General features: G+C 67.6%; 18 protein-coding genes. 8 read left to right on the top strand and 10 right to left on the bottom strand.

The features are described 5' to 3' along the window. Positions 1-3 precede the first annotated feature (3 nt). From DMH03_RS04550 to DMH03_RS04560, 3 genes are read right to left on the bottom strand one after another with little or no spacing between them, the layout of a single operon-like run. A complete protein-coding gene (locus DMH03_RS04550) occupies positions 4-321 on the bottom strand; it encodes a WXG100 family type VII secretion target (RefSeq protein ID WP_125790708.1) in 318 nt (105 codons plus the stop codon). Beyond that, the gene (locus tag DMH03_RS04555; RefSeq protein WP_233611274.1) at positions 321-935 is read right to left on the bottom strand and encodes a YbaB/EbfC family nucleoid-associated protein; all 615 of its coding nucleotides are present in this window, start codon (positions 933-935) and stop codon (positions 321-323) included. Before DMH03_RS04555 ends, DMH03_RS04550 begins: the two co-directional genes overlap by 1 nt. Positions 936-990: 55 nt before the next feature. Beyond that, a complete protein-coding gene (locus DMH03_RS04560) occupies positions 991-2,304 on the bottom strand; it encodes an MFS transporter (RefSeq protein WP_199748671.1) in 1,314 nt (437 codons plus the stop codon). A gap of 367 nt (positions 2,305-2,671) precedes the next feature. Between DMH03_RS04560 and DMH03_RS04565 the strand changes: the two genes are divergently transcribed. Further along, on the top strand, positions 2,672-3,253 hold the full coding sequence (locus DMH03_RS04565; protein ID WP_199746193.1) for a YqgE/AlgH family protein: 582 nt from the start codon (positions 2,672-2,674) through the stop codon (positions 3,251-3,253). Here DMH03_RS04565 and DMH03_RS04570 read toward each other — a convergent pair. After that, positions 3,250-3,672: an SdpI family protein gene (locus DMH03_RS04570; protein ID WP_125790709.1), complete on the bottom strand. Its 423-nt coding sequence runs from the start codon at positions 3,670-3,672 to the stop codon at positions 3,250-3,252. The genes DMH03_RS04565 and DMH03_RS04570 overlap by 4 nt on opposite strands. A 65-nt stretch (positions 3,673-3,737) precedes the next feature. Here DMH03_RS04570 and DMH03_RS04575 point away from each other — a divergent pair, with 65 nt between their 5' ends. From DMH03_RS04575 to DMH03_RS04585, 3 genes are all read left to right on the top strand, one after another. Then, on the top strand, positions 3,738-4,889 hold the full coding sequence (locus DMH03_RS04575) for an esterase-like activity of phytase family protein (protein ID WP_125790710.1): 1,152 nt from the start codon (positions 3,738-3,740) through the stop codon (positions 4,887-4,889). Between the two features lie 170 nt (positions 4,890-5,059). Then, a complete protein-coding gene (gene leuS, locus DMH03_RS04580) occupies positions 5,060-7,906 on the top strand; it encodes a leucine--tRNA ligase (RefSeq protein WP_125790711.1) in 2,847 nt (948 codons plus the stop codon). A gap of 89 nt (positions 7,907-7,995) precedes the next feature. Beyond that, the gene (locus DMH03_RS04585; protein ID WP_125790712.1) at positions 7,996-8,733 is read left to right on the top strand and encodes a 3-oxoacyl-ACP reductase family protein; all 738 of its coding nucleotides are present in this window, start codon (positions 7,996-7,998) and stop codon (positions 8,731-8,733) included. Between the two features lies 1 nt (position 8,734). On the opposite strand, the gene DMH03_RS04590 is transcribed toward DMH03_RS04585, so the two are convergent. Further along, a complete protein-coding gene (locus DMH03_RS04590; RefSeq protein ID WP_125790713.1) occupies positions 8,735-9,454 on the bottom strand; it encodes a TetR/AcrR family transcriptional regulator in 720 nt (239 codons plus the stop codon). Positions 9,455-9,548: 94 nt separating this feature from the next. Here DMH03_RS04590 and DMH03_RS04595 point away from each other — a divergent pair, with 94 nt between their 5' ends. Then, positions 9,549-10,649, top strand: a complete 1,101-nt coding sequence (locus DMH03_RS04595) for a hypothetical protein (protein WP_125790714.1) — start codon at positions 9,549-9,551, stop codon at positions 10,647-10,649. On the opposite strand, the gene DMH03_RS04600 is transcribed toward DMH03_RS04595, so the two are convergent. From DMH03_RS04600 to DMH03_RS04620, 5 genes are all read right to left on the bottom strand, one after another. Continuing rightward, positions 10,633-11,274 (bottom strand): DUF3558 domain-containing protein, encoded by a 642-nt coding sequence (locus DMH03_RS04600; protein ID WP_233611276.1) that lies wholly within the window; start codon positions 11,272-11,274, stop codon positions 10,633-10,635. The two genes, DMH03_RS04595 and DMH03_RS04600, sit on opposite strands and share 17 nt — an antisense overlap. After that, on the bottom strand, positions 11,271-11,669 hold the full coding sequence (locus DMH03_RS04605; RefSeq protein ID WP_125790715.1) for a hypothetical protein: 399 nt from the start codon (positions 11,667-11,669) through the stop codon (positions 11,271-11,273). Before DMH03_RS04605 ends, DMH03_RS04600 begins: the two co-directional genes overlap by 4 nt. 13 nt (positions 11,670-11,682) lie before the next feature. Continuing rightward, positions 11,683-12,438 carry an ESX secretion-associated protein EspG gene (locus DMH03_RS04610; RefSeq protein ID WP_125790716.1) on the bottom strand — a complete coding sequence of 252 codons (756 nt, stop codon included), beginning with the start codon at positions 12,436-12,438 and terminating at the stop codon, positions 11,683-11,685. A 2-nt stretch (positions 12,439-12,440) separates the two neighbouring features. Continuing rightward, on the bottom strand, positions 12,441-13,820 hold the full coding sequence (locus DMH03_RS04615; RefSeq protein ID WP_125790717.1) for a hypothetical protein: 1,380 nt from the start codon (positions 13,818-13,820) through the stop codon (positions 12,441-12,443). A gap of 78 nt (positions 13,821-13,898) precedes the next feature. Continuing rightward, positions 13,899-14,270, bottom strand: coding sequence for a hypothetical protein (locus DMH03_RS04620; RefSeq protein ID WP_125790718.1), 372 nt, complete (start codon positions 14,268-14,270; stop codon positions 13,899-13,901). A gap of 191 nt (positions 14,271-14,461) precedes the next feature. Between DMH03_RS04620 and DMH03_RS04625 the strand changes: the two genes are divergently transcribed. Genes DMH03_RS04625 through DMH03_RS04635 form a run of 3 tightly spaced genes read left to right on the top strand, consistent with a single transcriptional unit; the run spans position 14,462 to position 16,462 of the window. Beyond that, positions 14,462-15,010 (top strand): YbaB/EbfC family nucleoid-associated protein, encoded by a 549-nt coding sequence (locus DMH03_RS04625; RefSeq protein ID WP_125790719.1) that lies wholly within the window; start codon positions 14,462-14,464, stop codon positions 15,008-15,010. 23 nt (positions 15,011-15,033) lie between these two features. Continuing rightward, positions 15,034-15,375: a hypothetical protein gene (locus DMH03_RS04630; RefSeq protein ID WP_125790720.1), complete on the top strand. Its 342-nt coding sequence runs from the start codon at positions 15,034-15,036 to the stop codon at positions 15,373-15,375. Then, positions 15,368-16,462, top strand: coding sequence for a WXG100 family type VII secretion target (locus DMH03_RS04635; RefSeq protein ID WP_125790721.1), 1,095 nt, complete (start codon positions 15,368-15,370; stop codon positions 16,460-16,462). Before DMH03_RS04630 ends, DMH03_RS04635 begins: the two co-directional genes overlap by 8 nt. Positions 16,463-16,468: the final 6 nt, after the last annotated feature.

A 16,468-nucleotide genomic window follows, 5' to 3' on the forward strand; every position in this document is an offset into this window, starting at 1 on the left:
GCGCTAGACCTTCTTGTCCAGCGTCGTCTTGATCTCTTCCTCGGCGTTCGTGAACGCGGTCATCGATCGTTCGACGTTGTGCTGCATGCCCCGCAGCGCCTCGACGATGTTCGCGAACCCTTCGGACGAACCCTGCGCGCCCGGCTCGTAGTCCTTCGCGAACTCCTTGCCGGCGTCGTCGCTGCCCCAGCATTGGCCGAGCGAATTCATCGCGGCCAGCAGTTCCTTGCCCGCGTCGTCCAGCTGATCCGCGGCAAGGCCCAGCTTGGCCGCGGCCGTCTTCACCGCGTCCGGATCCGCGGTGAACCCACCGTTCGGCATCAGACTCCCCTGGTCAACCAGCTCGAAGGCGGTTCTTCCTCATCGTCGTCCTGCCGGCGCACCCGTTTCGGCACCGGTTTGGGTGCCGGCGGCGCGGGCGGGACCGGAGGAGCCGGCGGCGGCGGTGTGTCGTCCTTGATCATCAGCGGGGCGTCGAAGTCTTCGTCGGACTTCGTCGGCGCCTCTTCTTCCTCCACGAGGAAGTCCGGGATCGACGGCATCAGCCCTTGCAGCGAAGGCGCGCCTTCGATGAGGTCCGAGAGGTCCGGCAGTCCTTCGGTGATCGGCGCCATGAGGTCGGCGACCTGCTGCTTGACCTGCAGCGATCCCTGACGCACCAAGGTCAGCACGGTGTTGGCGAGCTGCGCGGGAGTGGTGCGCTCGAAGGCGTTCGGCTGGATTTCCAGTTTGGCGAGCGTGCCGGTCGCGTCGATGGTGGCGCGGACGAGGCCGTCCTGCGAGACCACCGTCGCCGACGTCTGCGAAGCGGCTTCCTGCGCGTCCCGGAGCTGGGCCGTCTGGCGCTCGAACTGCTCGAGCAGCGTGTCGACCTGATCCTTCATGGCGGCATTGCGCGCTTCGAGGCGTGCGCTGTCGTCGCCGGCCGTCGTCACTTGAGCCCCCGCAAGTACTTGATCCCGGGCATACGCCACCCGGTGTCGGTAAGCGTCACCCTAATGCCATGGGCTGAGCCATATCAGTGGTTCTCCCTTTTCGCACCGCGAGCAGGTAGGCGGCGGCGCCCGCCAGGTAGAGGACGGTGGCCGCGATCAGCAGCCCCGGCGAGCGTCCGTCGGCCGGGATCACCGTCGCGGCCAGGGAAACGGCGGCGACCTGGGTGATGTTGAAAAGCGTGTCGTAGAGCGCGAAGACCCGCCCCCGCGCCTCGTCGGCGACGTCGAGCTGAACCGACGAATCGACGCAGAGTTTCAGCACCTGTCCGGCCCCGGTCACCAGGAACGCCGCGACCAACGCGGCGGGCACCACCATCGGCAGGCCGAGCGCGGACTGCGCGACCGCCGCCAGCACCAGCGCGCCCACCACGACGCGGACCCTGCCCAGCAGCCGGATCAGCCGGGCGGTCAGCAGCCCGGCGACCAGGATCCCCGCCCCGGCGAACGCGGCCATCTGCCCCAGCCCCGCCATCCCGGCGCGGAAGATCCCGGCGTCGGTGAAGTGGTTGCGCATCAGCAGCACGGTCACCAGCAGCGAGATCCCGTACGACGCGCGATGGGCGAACAGCGCGACGAAACCGGCCGTGACGCTGGGCGTGCGCCAAGCCGCCTTCGCGCCGTCGGCGTCGCCGAGGGCGACGGCGAGGGCCGGATTCGACGGCTCGTCGACCGTCGACGGCCCGAGCAGCCCGCGCGTGAACCCCGAAGCGAGGACGGCGGCGCCGATGCCACCCAGCGCGGCGACGGCGGTGACCCACGCGGAACCGGCGTCGTCGGCGCCGGTCAGCGCACGGAGGCCGATCGCGCAGCCGCCGCCGACGACGGCGAGCACCGAACCCCACGTCGCCGCGAAGGCGTTCGCGGCGACCACGGATTTCTCTTCGACGACGTGCGGAAGCGACGCGGAAAGACCCGAGCCGATGAATCGGGAGATGCCCTCCGACGCCAGCGCCAGGGAGAACAGCCCGATCCCGGCCGCTCCCGTGCCCACCGCGACGGCCGTCGCGAGGATGGTGAGGGACCGCAGGAGGCTCGCGAAGATCAGGACTTTCCGGCGGTCCCAGCGGTCGAGCAGCGCGCCCGCGAACGGCCCGACGAGCGAATAGGGCAGCAGCAACGCCGCGAAACCGCCCGCCATGGCGAGCGCGTCGGCGGCGCGTTCGGGGTTGAAGAGGACGGCACCGGCCAGCCCGGCCTGGTACATGCCGTTGCCCCAGTGCGCGGAGAACCGAGTGAACAGCAGACGGCGGAAGTCACGGTCGCGAACGAACGCCCTCGAACGGACTCGCTCGGGTGCGCTGATCGTCACGGACCCGCAGCCTAGTGAGAGGCACGGCGACGCCGCGTCCGTGTCGTCCACCCGGACACGCGTGTCGTCCATCGGCTCACGCGTGTCGTCCATCCCGTCACGGGAAACGACCGACATCGGTCCAGGTGGTCGTGAGTGGCCCTTCACGACCTCGTCACTCACGACCGGAGTTGAAGGTGGTCGATGCGCTTTAGGGTCGCCTCTCGGCGGCTATGCGCAGTGTGGCTCCAGCCGGACGGTATTCCACAAAGGCGGTTCTTCAGTGAGCCCGGGGGACACGGAAAGCGCACCGACCGTTGTGTCCAACGGTGCTCGTGATGCTGTTGTTCCCAGTGCCGGACGATTTGTCCTCACTCGAAGTGGGATCATGGCGGACGTGCCAGCGGACGCCGAGGTCGAACCGGGAACGCTCCTGGTCGCCGCCCCCACGATGTTCGATCCTAATTTCCGGCGGACCGTCGTGTTCGTCATCGATCACCGGGACGAGGGAACGCTCGGGGTCGTGCTCAACCGGCCGAGTGACGTCCCGGTGTACGACGTGCTCCCCAACTGGGGCGGGCACGTCGCCGAACCGCAGTCGGTGTTCGTCGGCGGTCCGGTGGAGAAGAAGACGGCGTTGTGCCTTGCCGCGCTGCGGACCGGTGAGACGGCGTCCAGCGTGCCGGGGGTGATCGCCGTCCGCGGTCCGGTCGCGCTGGTGGATCTCGACACCGATCCCGAGATCCTGGTCCCGAAGGTCCGCGGCGTTCGAGTCTTCGCCGGGTACGCGGGCTGGGACTCCGGCCAGCTGGCGAACGAGATCGAACGCGACGACTGGGTGATCGTCCCGGCGTTGCCCAGCGACGTCCTCGCCTCGCCGAACCACGACCTCTGGGGCCAGGTGTTGCGGCGTCAGGGCATCCCGCTGGCGTTGCTGGCCACCCATCCGGGAGACCTCCAGCGCAATTAAGCGGTGGCGGTGTCGGCCTTCTTGAAGACACCGCAGGTCCCGCAGGCGCAGCCACTGCACCCGGCGGGCCGCTCCGGCTCGGGCTCGGGGACCGTCGCGGCGGCACGGTTGCCGAGCACTCCCCCGGCCGCGATCAGCGCGATCAGCCCGATCACGCCCACGACCGAGGCCAGTACGAGGCCGGACGTCGTCGGCATGATCAGCCCGGCGGCCCCGGCGAGCACGGCGATCACGCCACCGGCCAGCGTCGGGAGCCCGGCGACCTTGTTGCCGAGGCGGAAAGCCTCTTCGCTGCGCATCGTGGCGGCGGTGCGCACGCCGGCGCCGCGGTCACGCGGCAGCTTCTCGCGCAGGCCGAGGAAGCCACCCCAGCCGACGAGGACACCCAGCACGATCGGGACCAGCGCTATGACGAACACTCCACGAGGATAAGCGTGACGTTCCGGCAACCTGCCGGATACCCTGATCGACTGTGCTACAGGCCATGTCACGCCGAGTTCTAGCAGCCGCCCTGATCGGGGCCGTTCCCCTCACCCTGATGGCGGCGCCCGCCGCCCACGCCGAACACCGTCCGTTGCGCCTGATCGGCGAACAGACCGTTCCGAATTCGCTGCTCTTCCAGGGCACGGTCGTCGGCGGCCTGTCCAGCATCGACTTCGACCCCCGCACCGGCGAGTACGCGCTGATCTGCGACGACCGGTCCGCGATCAACCCGGCCCGGTTCTACACGGCGAAGTTCTCCCTGGACGCCGACGGACTCGGCCCGGTCACCTTCACCGGCACCAAGCCGCTCCTGCGTCCCGACGGCACGCCGTACCCGCCGCTCGCGAAGAACGACCCCGCGCAGCCGCCGAACATGCGCACGATCGATCCCGAAGAACTCCGCGTCGACCCGTGGACCGGCCGGTACGTCTGGTCGCAGGAGGGCGAGCGGTCGGCGGCGGCGCGGATCGATCCGTCGATCCGCGAGGCGAAGCGTGACGGCGCCTACGTCCGTGACCTGCCGATTCCCGCCAACGAGAAGATGACCGAGACGGCGGGGCCGCGGCAGAACCTCGCCCTCGAAGGCCTCACGTTCGCGGGTTTCGGATCACTGATCGCCAGCTCGGTCGAAGGTCCGTTGCTGCAGGACGGACCGGAAGCGAACACCACGTCAGGCGCCCTTTCGCGGATCACCGTGCAGTCGCGGTCCGGGCCGATCGTGGCGCAGTACGCGTACCCGCAGGAGAAGGTCTTCGCGGCGCCGAATCCGCCCGGCGCTTTCGCGACCACCGGCATCTCGTCGCTGCTGGCCGTCGACCAGGCCGATCCGACGCGCTACCTGGTGATGGAGCGTTCGTTCGTCACCGGCGTCGGCAACAAGGTCCGCATCTACGAGATCGACACCAAGGGCGCCACGAACATCGCGAAGGTCCCGTCGCTCGGCGAGGCGAAAAACGTCAAACCGGTCAAGAAGCGCCTGCTGGCGGACCTCGCTGACTTCAAGTTGTCCACTGTGGACAACGTCGAGGGGATGACCTGGGGCCCGCGCCTGCGCGGTGGCGAGCGCAGTCTGGTGCTCGTCAGCGACAACAACTTCTCGCCGACGCAGGTGACCCAGTTCATCGCTCTGGCGGTCCCCTCGGAACGGCTTTGACCAGCGCGTTAAACTGGCCATATGGACACGGCTCGGCTGCTCCTTAGCCTGCCGCGCTGAACTCGGCCGATCGGCCGGGACCAGCGCGGCGACCCCTCATGCCCTCCGGGCTGAGGGGTCGAGTTGTTTCTGGAGTGGCTTGACGTGGATGAGCACGGAGGATTTCGGCGATGAACCAGGCGAGCGAAGGCGCCGACGCGGCCCCTCAGCACCGCTACACCGCGGAGCTGGCAGGCCAGATCGAGCAGCGTTGGCAGGACTACTGGTCCGACCACGGCACCTACCACGCACCGAACCCGGTCGGCCCGCTCGCGGACGAGAGCGGAGAGGTCCCGTCGGACAAGCTGTTCGTCCAGGACATGTTCCCGTACCCGTCGGGCGCCGGCCTGCACGTCGGGCACCCGCTGGGCTTCATCGCGACCGACGTCTTCGCGCGGTACCACCGCATGATCGGCCGCAACGTGCTGCACACGATGGGCTTCGACGCGTTCGGCCTGCCCGCCGAGCAGTACGCGGTGCAGACGGGGCAGCACCCGCGCAAGACGACCGAAGAGAACATGGAGACCTACCTGCGCCAGATCCGGCGCCTGGGCCTTGGTCACGACGAGCGTCGCCGGATCTCGACGATCGATCCGGACTACTACAAGTGGACCCAGTGGATCTTCCTGCAGATCTACAACTCCTGGTACGACGAGAAGGCGGGCAAGGCCCGGCCGATCGTCGACCTGGAGACCGAGTACGCGCAGGACAAACGCCGTACGCCCGACGGCCGCAACTGGTGCGAGCTGACCCGCGCCGAACAGCTGAAGATCATCGACTCGCATCGCCTGGTCTACCTGTCCGAGGCGCCGGTGAACTGGTGCCCCGGCCTGGGCACGGTGCTGTCGAACGAAGAGGTCACCTCCGACGGCCGCAGCGAACGCGGCAACTTCCCGGTGTTCCGCCGCAACCTGCGTCAGTGGATGATGCGCATCACCTCCTACGCCGACCGCCTGGTCGACGACCTGGACCTGCTGGACTGGCCCGAGAAGGTCAAGTCCATGCAGCGCAACTGGATCGGCCGCTCGCACGGTGCGCGCGTGTCGTTCGAGGCCGGCGAGCAGAAGATCGAGGTCTTCACCACCCGCCCCGACACCCTGTTCGGCGCCACGTATCTGGTGGTCGCGCCCGAGCATCCGCTGGTCGACGAACTGACCGCCGCCACCTGGCCGGAAGGTGTCGACGCCCGCTGGACCGGTGACGCGGCGACGCCCGCCGAAGCGATCGCCGCCTACCGTGCGGCGGCGGCGCGGAAGTCCGAATTGGACCGTCAGGAGAACAAGGAGAAGACCGGCGTCTTCACCGGCTCCTACGCGGTGAACCCGGCCGACGGCAAGGAGATCCCGGTCTTCGTCGCCGACTACGTCCTGATGGGTTACGGCACCGGCGCGATCATGGCCGTCCCCGGCCAGGACACCCGCGACTGGGAGTTCGCCGAGAAGTTCGGCCTGGAGATCATCCGGACCGTCCAGCCGACGGAAGGCTTCGGCGAGCTGGCGTTCACCGGCGACGGGCCCGCGATCAACTCGGGCTTCCTGGACGGCATGGGCGTCGACGAGGCCAAGAAGACGATGATCGGCTGGCTGGAGGAGCACGAGCACGGTCGCGGCACCGTCCAGTACAAGCTGCGCGACTGGCTGTTCTCGCGCCAGCGTTACTGGGGCGAGCCGTTCCCGGTCGTCTACGACGAGGACGGCCAGGCCCACCCGCTGCCGGACAGCATGCTGCCGGTCGAACTGCCCGAGGTCGCCGACTACTCGCCGGTGACCTTCGACCCGGAGGACAGGGACAGCACGCCGTCCTCGCCGCTGGCGCGCGCCACCGAATGGGTCGAGGTCGAGCTCGACCTGGGCGACGGCAAGAAGACCTACCGCCGCGACATCAACACCATGCCGAACTGGGCGGGCTCCTGCTGGTACCAGCTGCGGTACCTGGACCCGACCAACCCGGACGTGTTCGTCGCGCCGGAGAACGAGTCCTACTGGGTCGGCCCGCGTCCCGCCGAACACGGCGTCGACGACCCCGGCGGCACGGACCTGTACGTCGGCGGTGTCGAGCACGCGGTGCTGCACCTGCTGTACTCGCGGTTCTGGCACAAGGTGCTGTTCGACCTGGGCCACGTGTCGTCCCAGGAGCCGTACCGGAAGCTGTTCAACCAGGGCTATGTCCAGGCGTACGCCTACACGGACGCACGCGGCGTCTACGTCCAGGCCGACCAGGTCGAGGAGCGGGACGGCAAGTTCTTCTTCGGCGACGAAGAGGTCAAGCAGGAATACGGCAAGATGGGCAAGAGCCTGAAGAATGTCGTGACGCCTGACCAGATGTCCGCCGACTACGGCGCCGACACCTTCCGCTTCTACGAGATGTCGATGGGCCCGCTGGACGTGTCGAGGCCGTGGGCGACCAAGGACGTCGTTGGCGCGCAACGGTTCCTGCAGCGGCTGTGGCGCCTGGTCGTCAACGAGGAGACCGGCGAACTGCGGGTGTCCAATGTGGACGCGACGGACGAGGATCGCAAGCAGCTGCACAAGACGGTCGCCGGGGTCCGCGAGGACTACGCGGAGATGCGGTTCAACACGGCCGGCGCGAAGCTGATCGAGCTGAACAACCACGTCACCAAGACCTACGGTTCGGCCGAGGCCACGCCGCGGGAACTGGTGGAGCCGCTGGTGCTGATGCTGGCGCCGCTGGCCCCGCATCTGGCCGAGGAGCTGTGGAAGCGGCTGGGCCACGCGGATTCCCTGGTGCACGGGCCGTTCCCGGTCGTCGACGAGAAGTACCTGGTCGAGGACACCGTGGAGTACCCGATCCAGGTCAACGGCAAGGTGCGCTCGCGCGTCACCGTGCCCGCCGACGCGGGCAAGGACGCAGTGCAGGCGGCCGCGCTGGCCGACGAGAAGGTCGCCGCACTGGTCGGCGACGGCACGCCGCGCAAGGTGATCGTCGTCCCGGGACGGCTGGTCAACATCGTGCTGTAGCGCCGTGGCGGAAAGACGCCAGCGTCGAGGGTCGTGAGGCGATTCGATGGAGTTGTTCAAGGACAACGAAATCGAACGGAGAACACCCCATGACCCTCGACGGCAAGGTGGCTTTGGTGACCGGCGGCAGCCGCGGGATCGGTGCCGCCACGGCGATCCGGCTCGCCGAAGACGGCGCCGACGTCGCACTCACCTATCAGCACAACGCCGCGCTCGCGGCCGGTGTCGTGGACGAGATCAAGGCACTCGGCCGCCGTGCGCTGGCGATCCAGGCCGACAGCGCCGACGCCGCGGCTATGGTTTCCGCGGTCGACACGACGGTCGCCGAGTTCGGCAGGCTCGACGTGCTGGTCAACAACGCGGGCGTCGGCTTCGTCGGCCCGCTCGACCAGACGAGCCTGGAGGACATCGACCGCGTGCTCGCGGTCAACGTCCGCGGTGTCTACGTGGCCACGCAGGCCGCGGCCCGGCACCTCGGCGACGGCGGGCGTGTGGTCACCATCGGCAGCTGCGTCTCGGATCGCGTTCCCGGCCCCGGGATGTCGCTGTACGCGGTGAGCAAGACCGCGCTGCTGGGCATGACCAAGGGCCTCGCCAGGGAACTCGGGCCGCGTGGCATCACCGTGAACATCGTCCACCCCGGCCCGACCGACACCGACATGAACCCGGCCGACGGCCCGTACGCCGCCGACCAGCGGAGCCTGACGGCGTTCGACCGCTACGGTTCGCCGTCGGAGGTCGCCGCCACCGTGTCGTTCCTGGCCAGGCCGGAAAGCAAGTACGTGACCGCGGCGACCGTCTCGGTCGACGGCGGGCACGCGGCGTAGCTCACTCGGCGGTGAGGCCGATCTCGCGCGCGAGATCGGCCAGCATCGCGTCGAAGAGGACGTCCGGTTTCGAGAACGGGATCGGATAGTTGCCGAAGACCTCGAGCGTGACGTGCCCGTAGAGCCGGGCCCAGAACTGGATCATCAGGTACGTCACGCCGAGGTCGAGCTTCTCCAGCGGGAACGTCGCACCGGACTCCTTCAGCACGGCGAGCAGTTCCTCTTGGAAGGACGTGAGATCGTCGCGCAGCTCGACGGGAACCACGTCGTTCGACGGCGTCACCAAGTCGTGCATCGCGAGCACCCGGCCCGCCGCCGCGAGGAAGATCCGCCCGAACGGCTCGTCCAGTCTGCTCAACGTGTCATCGCCAGAAGGCGACGCGAAGACCAGCGTGAACTCCTTGGTGTGCGCGAGCGCCCAGCGCCGGAATCCCTTGCAGATGGCGAAAAGCTGCAGCGCGCCCTCGTCCGGCAGCTGCGCGATGTCCTCGGCGAGCCCGGCCGCGAGGTCCGCGACGACGTCCGCACGCAGGTGCTCGACCAGATCGTCCCGGGAGCCGTAGTAGCGGTACAACGCCGGCGCCGTGATGCCGAGCTCGCGTGCGATCGCCCGCAGGGTCACGGCCTCCGGCCCCTGCTCGACCAGGAGCGCCCGCGCCGTCCGGCGGATGTCCTGATCGGTCGCGGCGCGCTCGCGACCCCTGCGGCCGGTGTTGGTCATTCGCGCATTCTAGGTGGTCAGTGCGGGGATGGAGCCGCATGGCCTCACGCTGTCGCGGGCTGGCTTCCGCTTCCGCAACTCGTAGCGTTCCACCTTGATGAGACGCCTACTTCCGCTGATCGTGCCCGCCTTGCTCTGCGCCGCCTGCGTTCCCCGGTCCAGCCCCGCGGATGTCGCCGCGCCTCCGCCGCCACAACGCTTCATCCTGAAGGAGACCCCCAGCACCGAACCGGCGGCCACCTTCCAGGGGACGCCGGTGCACAACGCGTGCGCGATCCTCACGTCCGATGTGCTGGCGGCCGCGGGACTGGCCTTGAAGGACGGCTTCCTCCAGGGCGGCGACCGCCTGAGCACCACCGACGGAGACCGCCCCGACCTCGCCGGAAAGGGCCTGTGGGCGAGTACCTGCGGCGGCAGCGTCACCATGTCCGGCGCGCCGAACCTGACCGATGTCAGCGTGAGCCTGCACGTCCTGCACTCGCGCTTTTCGCAACGGATGGACTGGCGGGACGCCGTACTGGAGGTCGACGTCCGGCAAGTGTCCGAGAGCTCGCCAGAAGACGTCAGTATGAGCATCCAGACCGACTACAACATCCTGGAGCTCGGCATCAGCGGCTTCACCAAGCTCCCCGACCCCGAAGCCACTTTGACCTCGCTGCTCGACGGCGTCCGCCGGAACGTCGCCCAAGGACCGCGGTCCATGCCCGTACACAGCTACCCCGCGCCGTACGACCTCGTCGCCGACCCTTGCGCCGCCTTCCCGGCGGAGGTCTTCACCACGATCACCGCACGGCCGACCGATGGCCTGCAACGGGATCTGTTCAGCCTCAGCGAAACCCCCGGCTCGAAATACAACAGTGTCCAGATGCGCTGCGATCGCTCCGGCCAGGTCGCCCTTTCGGAGGGAATCGCACCGAACGTCACCGTCAGCCAGACCGTGCTGTCCGTGCCGGACCTCGCCGTTGCCGCTGTTCGCGAGCAGTGCGACTTCAGCCGGGGCGAGCCGCTGTCTCGGCCGATCGGAGAGGCCAGTTGCGCTCTTCCCGGCACCGATGGCGGCCAGGTCCTCTTCCGGAGCGGTCGGTCGGAGGTGCGGGTCAGCCTCATCGCCGCCAAAACCGATCCGGCGACGACTCGCGACAACCTGCTCAAGGGCGCCGAGGCCGTCTATGCCCGGCTTACGCCCTCCCCTTGAGGTTCTTCAGGACTTCAGCCGCAACGCTGCGTCCTGCAATGCAGGAGTCCTTTCCCTCGCGGTAGGCATTGTCACCAAGGCCTAGTGAAACCGAATAGGCAAGCTGATCTGATACGCCCACCACGACTACGCAGAACTTCTTGTCGTCCTTTGCGACGCCGACGTTGTTGGCATAGCCGATCGCCGGGTAACCGTCGATCGGGTCAAGTTCGAGCCAACGGGCTGTTTTTGGTTTTACGCTCTGGTAGGGGAGGCTGATTCCTTGGTCGGACTTGGTTTGGTAGCTGACGGAGAATCCTGCGCCGCTGCCGGATGCGGCGTGCCAGTTGCAGGCGGTTCCGAGTGCGTCGGTCTTGGGATTACCAGGGCTTGGTTCGCCGAGGAAGGTTTCGAGTTGCTGGGCGGTAAGGGCGCTGTCGCAGGGGCTTCCGTCGAGCACTTTGGCTGGTAGTGGGTTCTGTACGGCGGGTGCACCGCTGTTCGGGACACCCGCCGCACTTGACGATGCGGCAGGTGTGCCCGGTGTCGGGGTACCAGGAGTAGTGCGGCCGCCATCGCAGGCCGACAGGAGCAGGGTGCCGGTGGCCACCAAGGCGAAGGCGGCCAGTTGGTGTCGTGAGCTCACTCGATTGTCCCGCTTTTCTTGGTCGCGTCGGCTGCTTGCCGGTCGGCTTCCTCGGTCAGTCCCAATGCCTTTTTCAGCCGGAGGATCAGCTCCGTATAATACTTGTCCTGGAATCTTAAATGTCCTTCGTAGAATCGACCGGTTTCGTTGATGCCATTCTTGCCCGCCACCGCCTGCCTGCTTGCCGGCTCATTTCCTGGTGGCACGACCTGAGATAGCTTGGATGAATCGTAAAACTGATCGCGGATGAAGTTGCGCTGGTCCTGGCACTTCTTGAGCAGGGCCCGCATCTCGTCACCGCTCATGCTGAAGCCCTGACCACCGGCCGGCGCCGCTCCACCGCCGACGACGTCGTCACTGTTCTGGAACCAGACATCTCCGAAGAACGAAGTCATCGAGATCTCCCCCTTACTTCAGTCCGTGCAGGGTCGCGTAGAGGACGTCGACCAGGACATCCCTGCTCCCCGGTTCGAAGCTGACCAGCGGTTCGCCGTCCTCGCCCGGCAGCACGTAGGTGAGGACGCGTCCGGCGCGGGCGGTGTCGACGACGGTGAGCGGAGTGCTCCTGGTGCCGTTGTTGACCGCGTAGAGCTGGTGCACCCCGGTGCGTTTCGCCGCCATCAGTTCCCGCGCCGAGGGCAGCGGGTCGTAGGCGGGCTCCTCGGTCGGGTCCTCGAGGTCGTAGGAATCCTCGTAGACCGGCCGGCCGGAGAAGCGCGTTTTCGGGATCTTGACCGGATTGATCCGGGCCGGTGCGACCGGGGGCAACATGTCGACCAAGGATTCGGCGCCGTAGCCGGGGTCGATGACGTCGATGCGGATCTTCTCGTCCTGGCGGATCACCCGGACCGCGTCCGGGCCGGACGCCGACACGAGGATGTTCCCGGTCTCGTCCGACTCGATGTCGCCGAGCCAGGCGGTGAACCGCAGCGGGCCGGTGGCCAGCACCCGGAGGAGGTCGCGGAACTCCCTGGTCAGGGTGCCTCCGGAGGCCAGCTTCAGCTCGGTGAGGGTGTCGAGCACCGCGTCGTCGAGCTTCTTCTTGGTGTCTTCGGCGAGCCACAGGTGGTCCGGGCCGAGCGCCGCGGGCGGAGTGCCGTGGCGCTCCCATTCCCACGCGGTGAGCAGGACGGCCTTCGGCAGGTACAGAGGTGCTTCGAACACGGTCAAAGCCCGATCACCGGCGGGACCGGCTTCGTGTCAGTGCCGCCGAAGACGCTCTCGGGGTCGGCTTCCTGCAGGTACGAGGCACGCTGGTGCTCCTCGTCCTCGCCGCCCTTGCCCTTGCCTGCACCGGCGCCCATCGGACCCATCCCGGGTGCGCCGGGCCTGCCCGCGCCCCCGGCGGGGCCACCGGGCATCCCGGGGCGCGCCACCTGGCCGGGCTGACCGGGAGCCATCGCCCCGCTGCCGCGACCGGCTCCGGGCGTGGCGCCACTGCCCGGACCACCGGACGAACCCGAGCCGGGTCCGAAACCGCCGCTGCCGCTGCCAGGACCGAATCCCGGTCCGAAACCGACTCCGCCGCCACCACCTGGGCCGAAGTTGGTGCCACCACCGGTGCCGGGGCCGAAGGACGGCGGCTGGTAACCCGGATACGACGAAGGCTGCGGAGGCGTGTAGCCGGCCGCGCGCGTGCCGTCGTCGTACTGACCTGGGCGGAAGCCCGGATCGGAAGGCTGGTGAGGCCGGGGAGGTTCATACGGCCGGGGGCTCGGGGTTTCGTGGCCGGGTGGTGGTCCCGTCGGTAGTGGTGGCTGCACCCCGCCCGGCGGCGGCCGGTACCCGCCGTCGCCGGGGTCCGAGCGCCCGTCGAAGCCCCGCACCTTGCCGTCGTCACCAGGGCCGGGACCGGGGCGGCTGTCGTCGATCTTGAAATCGCCGCCGTCGAACGCGCCGAGCTGCCCGTAGTCGATCGTCCGGCCCGCGGTGTTCGAGCTCGACTGGTCGTTATAGGCGTTGTAGCGGTCGAGGTTCGCTTGCGCCTTCTGGTTGTACTGGTTGACCTTGTCTTCGGTGTCGGTGTCCCACGGTGTCGCGTCGTCGTAGGTGCCCGTTGTCGGCGGGTCCGCGGCGACTTCGCGGTCCAGCGAGTTCTTCAGCGACACGAACTGATCCAGCTGCGTCTGCGTCAACCCCGAATTGCGCTCAAGGCTCGATGAGGCGGAAGTGGACGAGTCGGCGAGTGGCTGAAGCTTCGCCCGTGCCGCGTCCGCCGCGCCACCGGTCCAGGCGGATTCCAACGCCGTCATCACGCCGCGGGTCCCGTCATGCAGCTGGGTCTGGTTCCGCGCTTGCTCACCACCGACCCTGCGCGCCTCTTCCAACGAGCCCGTGCCAGGGCCGCTCAGGACGGCTTCGAGCAGTTGCTTGGGCGTCATCCCGCTCTGATTGACCGCTCCGGGGCCGTCGCTCACATTCGACCCGACGATTCCGCCGACGATCGCACCGACCGGCCCGCCCACGACGAAACCGGCCGCCGCACCGGCGCCGGTCTTGCCGAGCAGCCCCGCGGCCGCCTCCCATACGTCCCCGAACAAACCCATCGAAGCCCTCCCCGGCCCAATCGGTCGATGTATTGCGCTCACGCACAATACCGCGCCGATTACACCAGGTGGGCGGATTCAACCCAGAAGGCGAGCTTGCAGCCGGGTGATCGGCCGGAGCGCCAGGAAGATCGGGACGGCCATTCCGAGCGCGACGAAGAAATGCACGATCCAAGCCCCCACCAGCGTCGGCCCGCCCCACGTGCCCTCCGGGTCGCTCCCGGTCCAGAAGAGCCCGTAGGTCGCGATGCGCCCGACAAGATAGAAGAGCAGCAAAGCGAGCAAGAACGCGATCACACTCGGACCGAAGGCCACCAAGAATCGCGGCCGTGCCCCGCTTCCCTGCCCGATCCAGCGCCGCGTGAGTCCACGCTGGACCTTCGCCCCACCGAAGTAGCCCGGAAGAACGAGAAGCGCGTAGACCGCGCGTTTCCAGTCCGAAATCGTCATATCCGGCACGCTATGGGCTCCTGACCTGCGCGGACACCGGGCTGACCGCCGACCCCAGGTAGGGAAAACCGGGGATCCCTGTGGTGATCCACACGACCGGGGCGTGGATGCGCGCGAAACGTTCCCCGCCGTCAGACGGGTATGCAACACTCGGTCGCCGAATGGCTACGACGTGAACAGGGGAGGTTCGCGTGTCGAACCCTGAGCAGCTCTTCGCTGATTTCGAGGCCAAGCTGGCCGACGCCCAGCGCAAGGCGAATCAGATGCGCACCGAGATCGAAGGCGTCTCGGTGTCCGAACGCAGCAAGGACGGCCAGATCTCGGTCAAGGTCAACCACGCGGGAAACCTCGTGGGCCTGGAGATCGGCCCGTCCGTGCGGGACAACCCGGCGCTCGCGCAGGAGATCCTCCGCGTCGTCCAGAGCGCACAGAGCAAACTCGCGAGCGCGATGCAGGCCGGCGTTCCGTCCATCGCGGGCACCGAGACGATGAACGAGCTGGTCAACCAGCTGGAGAGCGAGTACCCGGAACCCGAGCCGACGGGCTACGTCGAGGGCGGTCACCAAACGGCAGACGAGGACGCCCGCTTCGTCGCCGAAGACGAACTCGACGCGCCTCCACCCCCTCCGGCCCCGAAGCCGCCCGCCCCTCCGGCCACACCCGCGCCACCGCGCGCCGCGCGCCGGCCGCAGACGGACCACGAGGACGACTACTTCACCGGCGGCGACTTCCTGCGCTGAGCGGGTTCTTGAGGGAGGGGATCATGGGACAGCCACAGGGTGATCAGGGCTTCAACGTAAACCCGGATCAGATCGACGAACACGCCAAGCAGGTCGCGACGACTCTCGAAACCATCCAAACGGCTTTGGCGGCTGATCAGCAAAGCCGGATCCAGGCCGGTGACTTCGGTTTGATCGGTCAGCTTGTAGCTCTTGACGTCTGGTGCGGCAGCACCGCTGACAAGGCGGCAGAAGCGCTTAAGAGCGCTGTCGAAGCGGGTGAGCACCACGTGGCGACAGTGCGCAAGTGGGCACAGGCGCGTCGGGTGGACGAGGAGTCGGCGACCGAGCTGATCAACCGTTCAGGGCAGGTGCGCCATGGTTGATGGAGGAAATGGCATCCTCAACGCCGCCAAAGAGGAGACCGACTCCGAGAAGAGGCCGGTCGATAGCTTCCTCGAGGGTGCGGGTGCGATTCAGGACGTCTACGGCGGCATTGAGAAGCTGACCCAAGGCGACTGGACCGAAGGCCTGCTGAGCCTGGGTTCTGCCGGATTCGACGCCGCATCGATGGTCGCCGGTGGCGGAAACCCGCTCGAGACTCTCTTGAGCTGGGGGTTCGGATGGGTCATCGAGCACGTCGACTTCCTGAAGGAGCCGCTTGACTGGCTCACGGGTAATCAGGACGCGCTCGATCTCGAGGCCCAGAAATGGACTGCGATCAGCAAAAAGGTCCAGGAGACGGCTGAGCAGCTGACCGCTGAGGTACGGAAGAACACCGTTGGCTGGACCGGTGCGGTGGCCGACCGTTACCTCGAATACGTTCAGGAACAGCTGCATTCGTACCGAGCGCTGTCCGACGCCGCACGCGATGCCGGAGCTGTGGTCGAGGTCTGCAAGATCATCCTCGACGTCGTGCGAACGGTGATCCGCGACCTCATCACGGATGCCTTGGCGAAGATCGTCTTCATTCTTCTGCGATACCCACCGCCTGGGTATCCCGCAGCCTTGGCAGCCGAGGGAGTTCCTTTCGCCATCAAGAAGGCGGGAGAGTCACTGACATGGGTGCAGAAGCTTCAGCGAGCGTTCTCCAATGCCATCGCGCTTCTGAAGAAGTTGGACGTGGTATTCGTCGACCTGGTCAAGAAGTGGGCTAAAGACGGTGGCAAGTACGTGGCCGACGTCGTCAGCCATGTCGGCGGTGTTGCGATGCATGCCGGCCTGGACACTTTGGGCGGAGTCGGCAAGGCCGCTGTCAAAGAAGTGGCCAAGGGCGCGTTGGACTATGGCGCGTCCTCTGAGAACAGTGAAAGTTCGGACGACGAGAAAGAAGACGAGGAGAAGACCACGATCGACCCGAAAAAATCCGGCGTGGTCGGTAGTGGTGCTGCGCCCGTCGCATCCGGAGCACGGCAACAGGCGGAACCCATCTTCGACCACCAAGGTGGACAGAGGATCTCGGGGTCGCTGTAATGGCAA

Origin of the sequence: Amycolatopsis sp. WAC 01376 (assembly GCF_003947415.1) — a bacterium.
Classification (GTDB): Bacteria; Actinomycetota; Actinomycetes; order Mycobacteriales; family Pseudonocardiaceae; genus Amycolatopsis.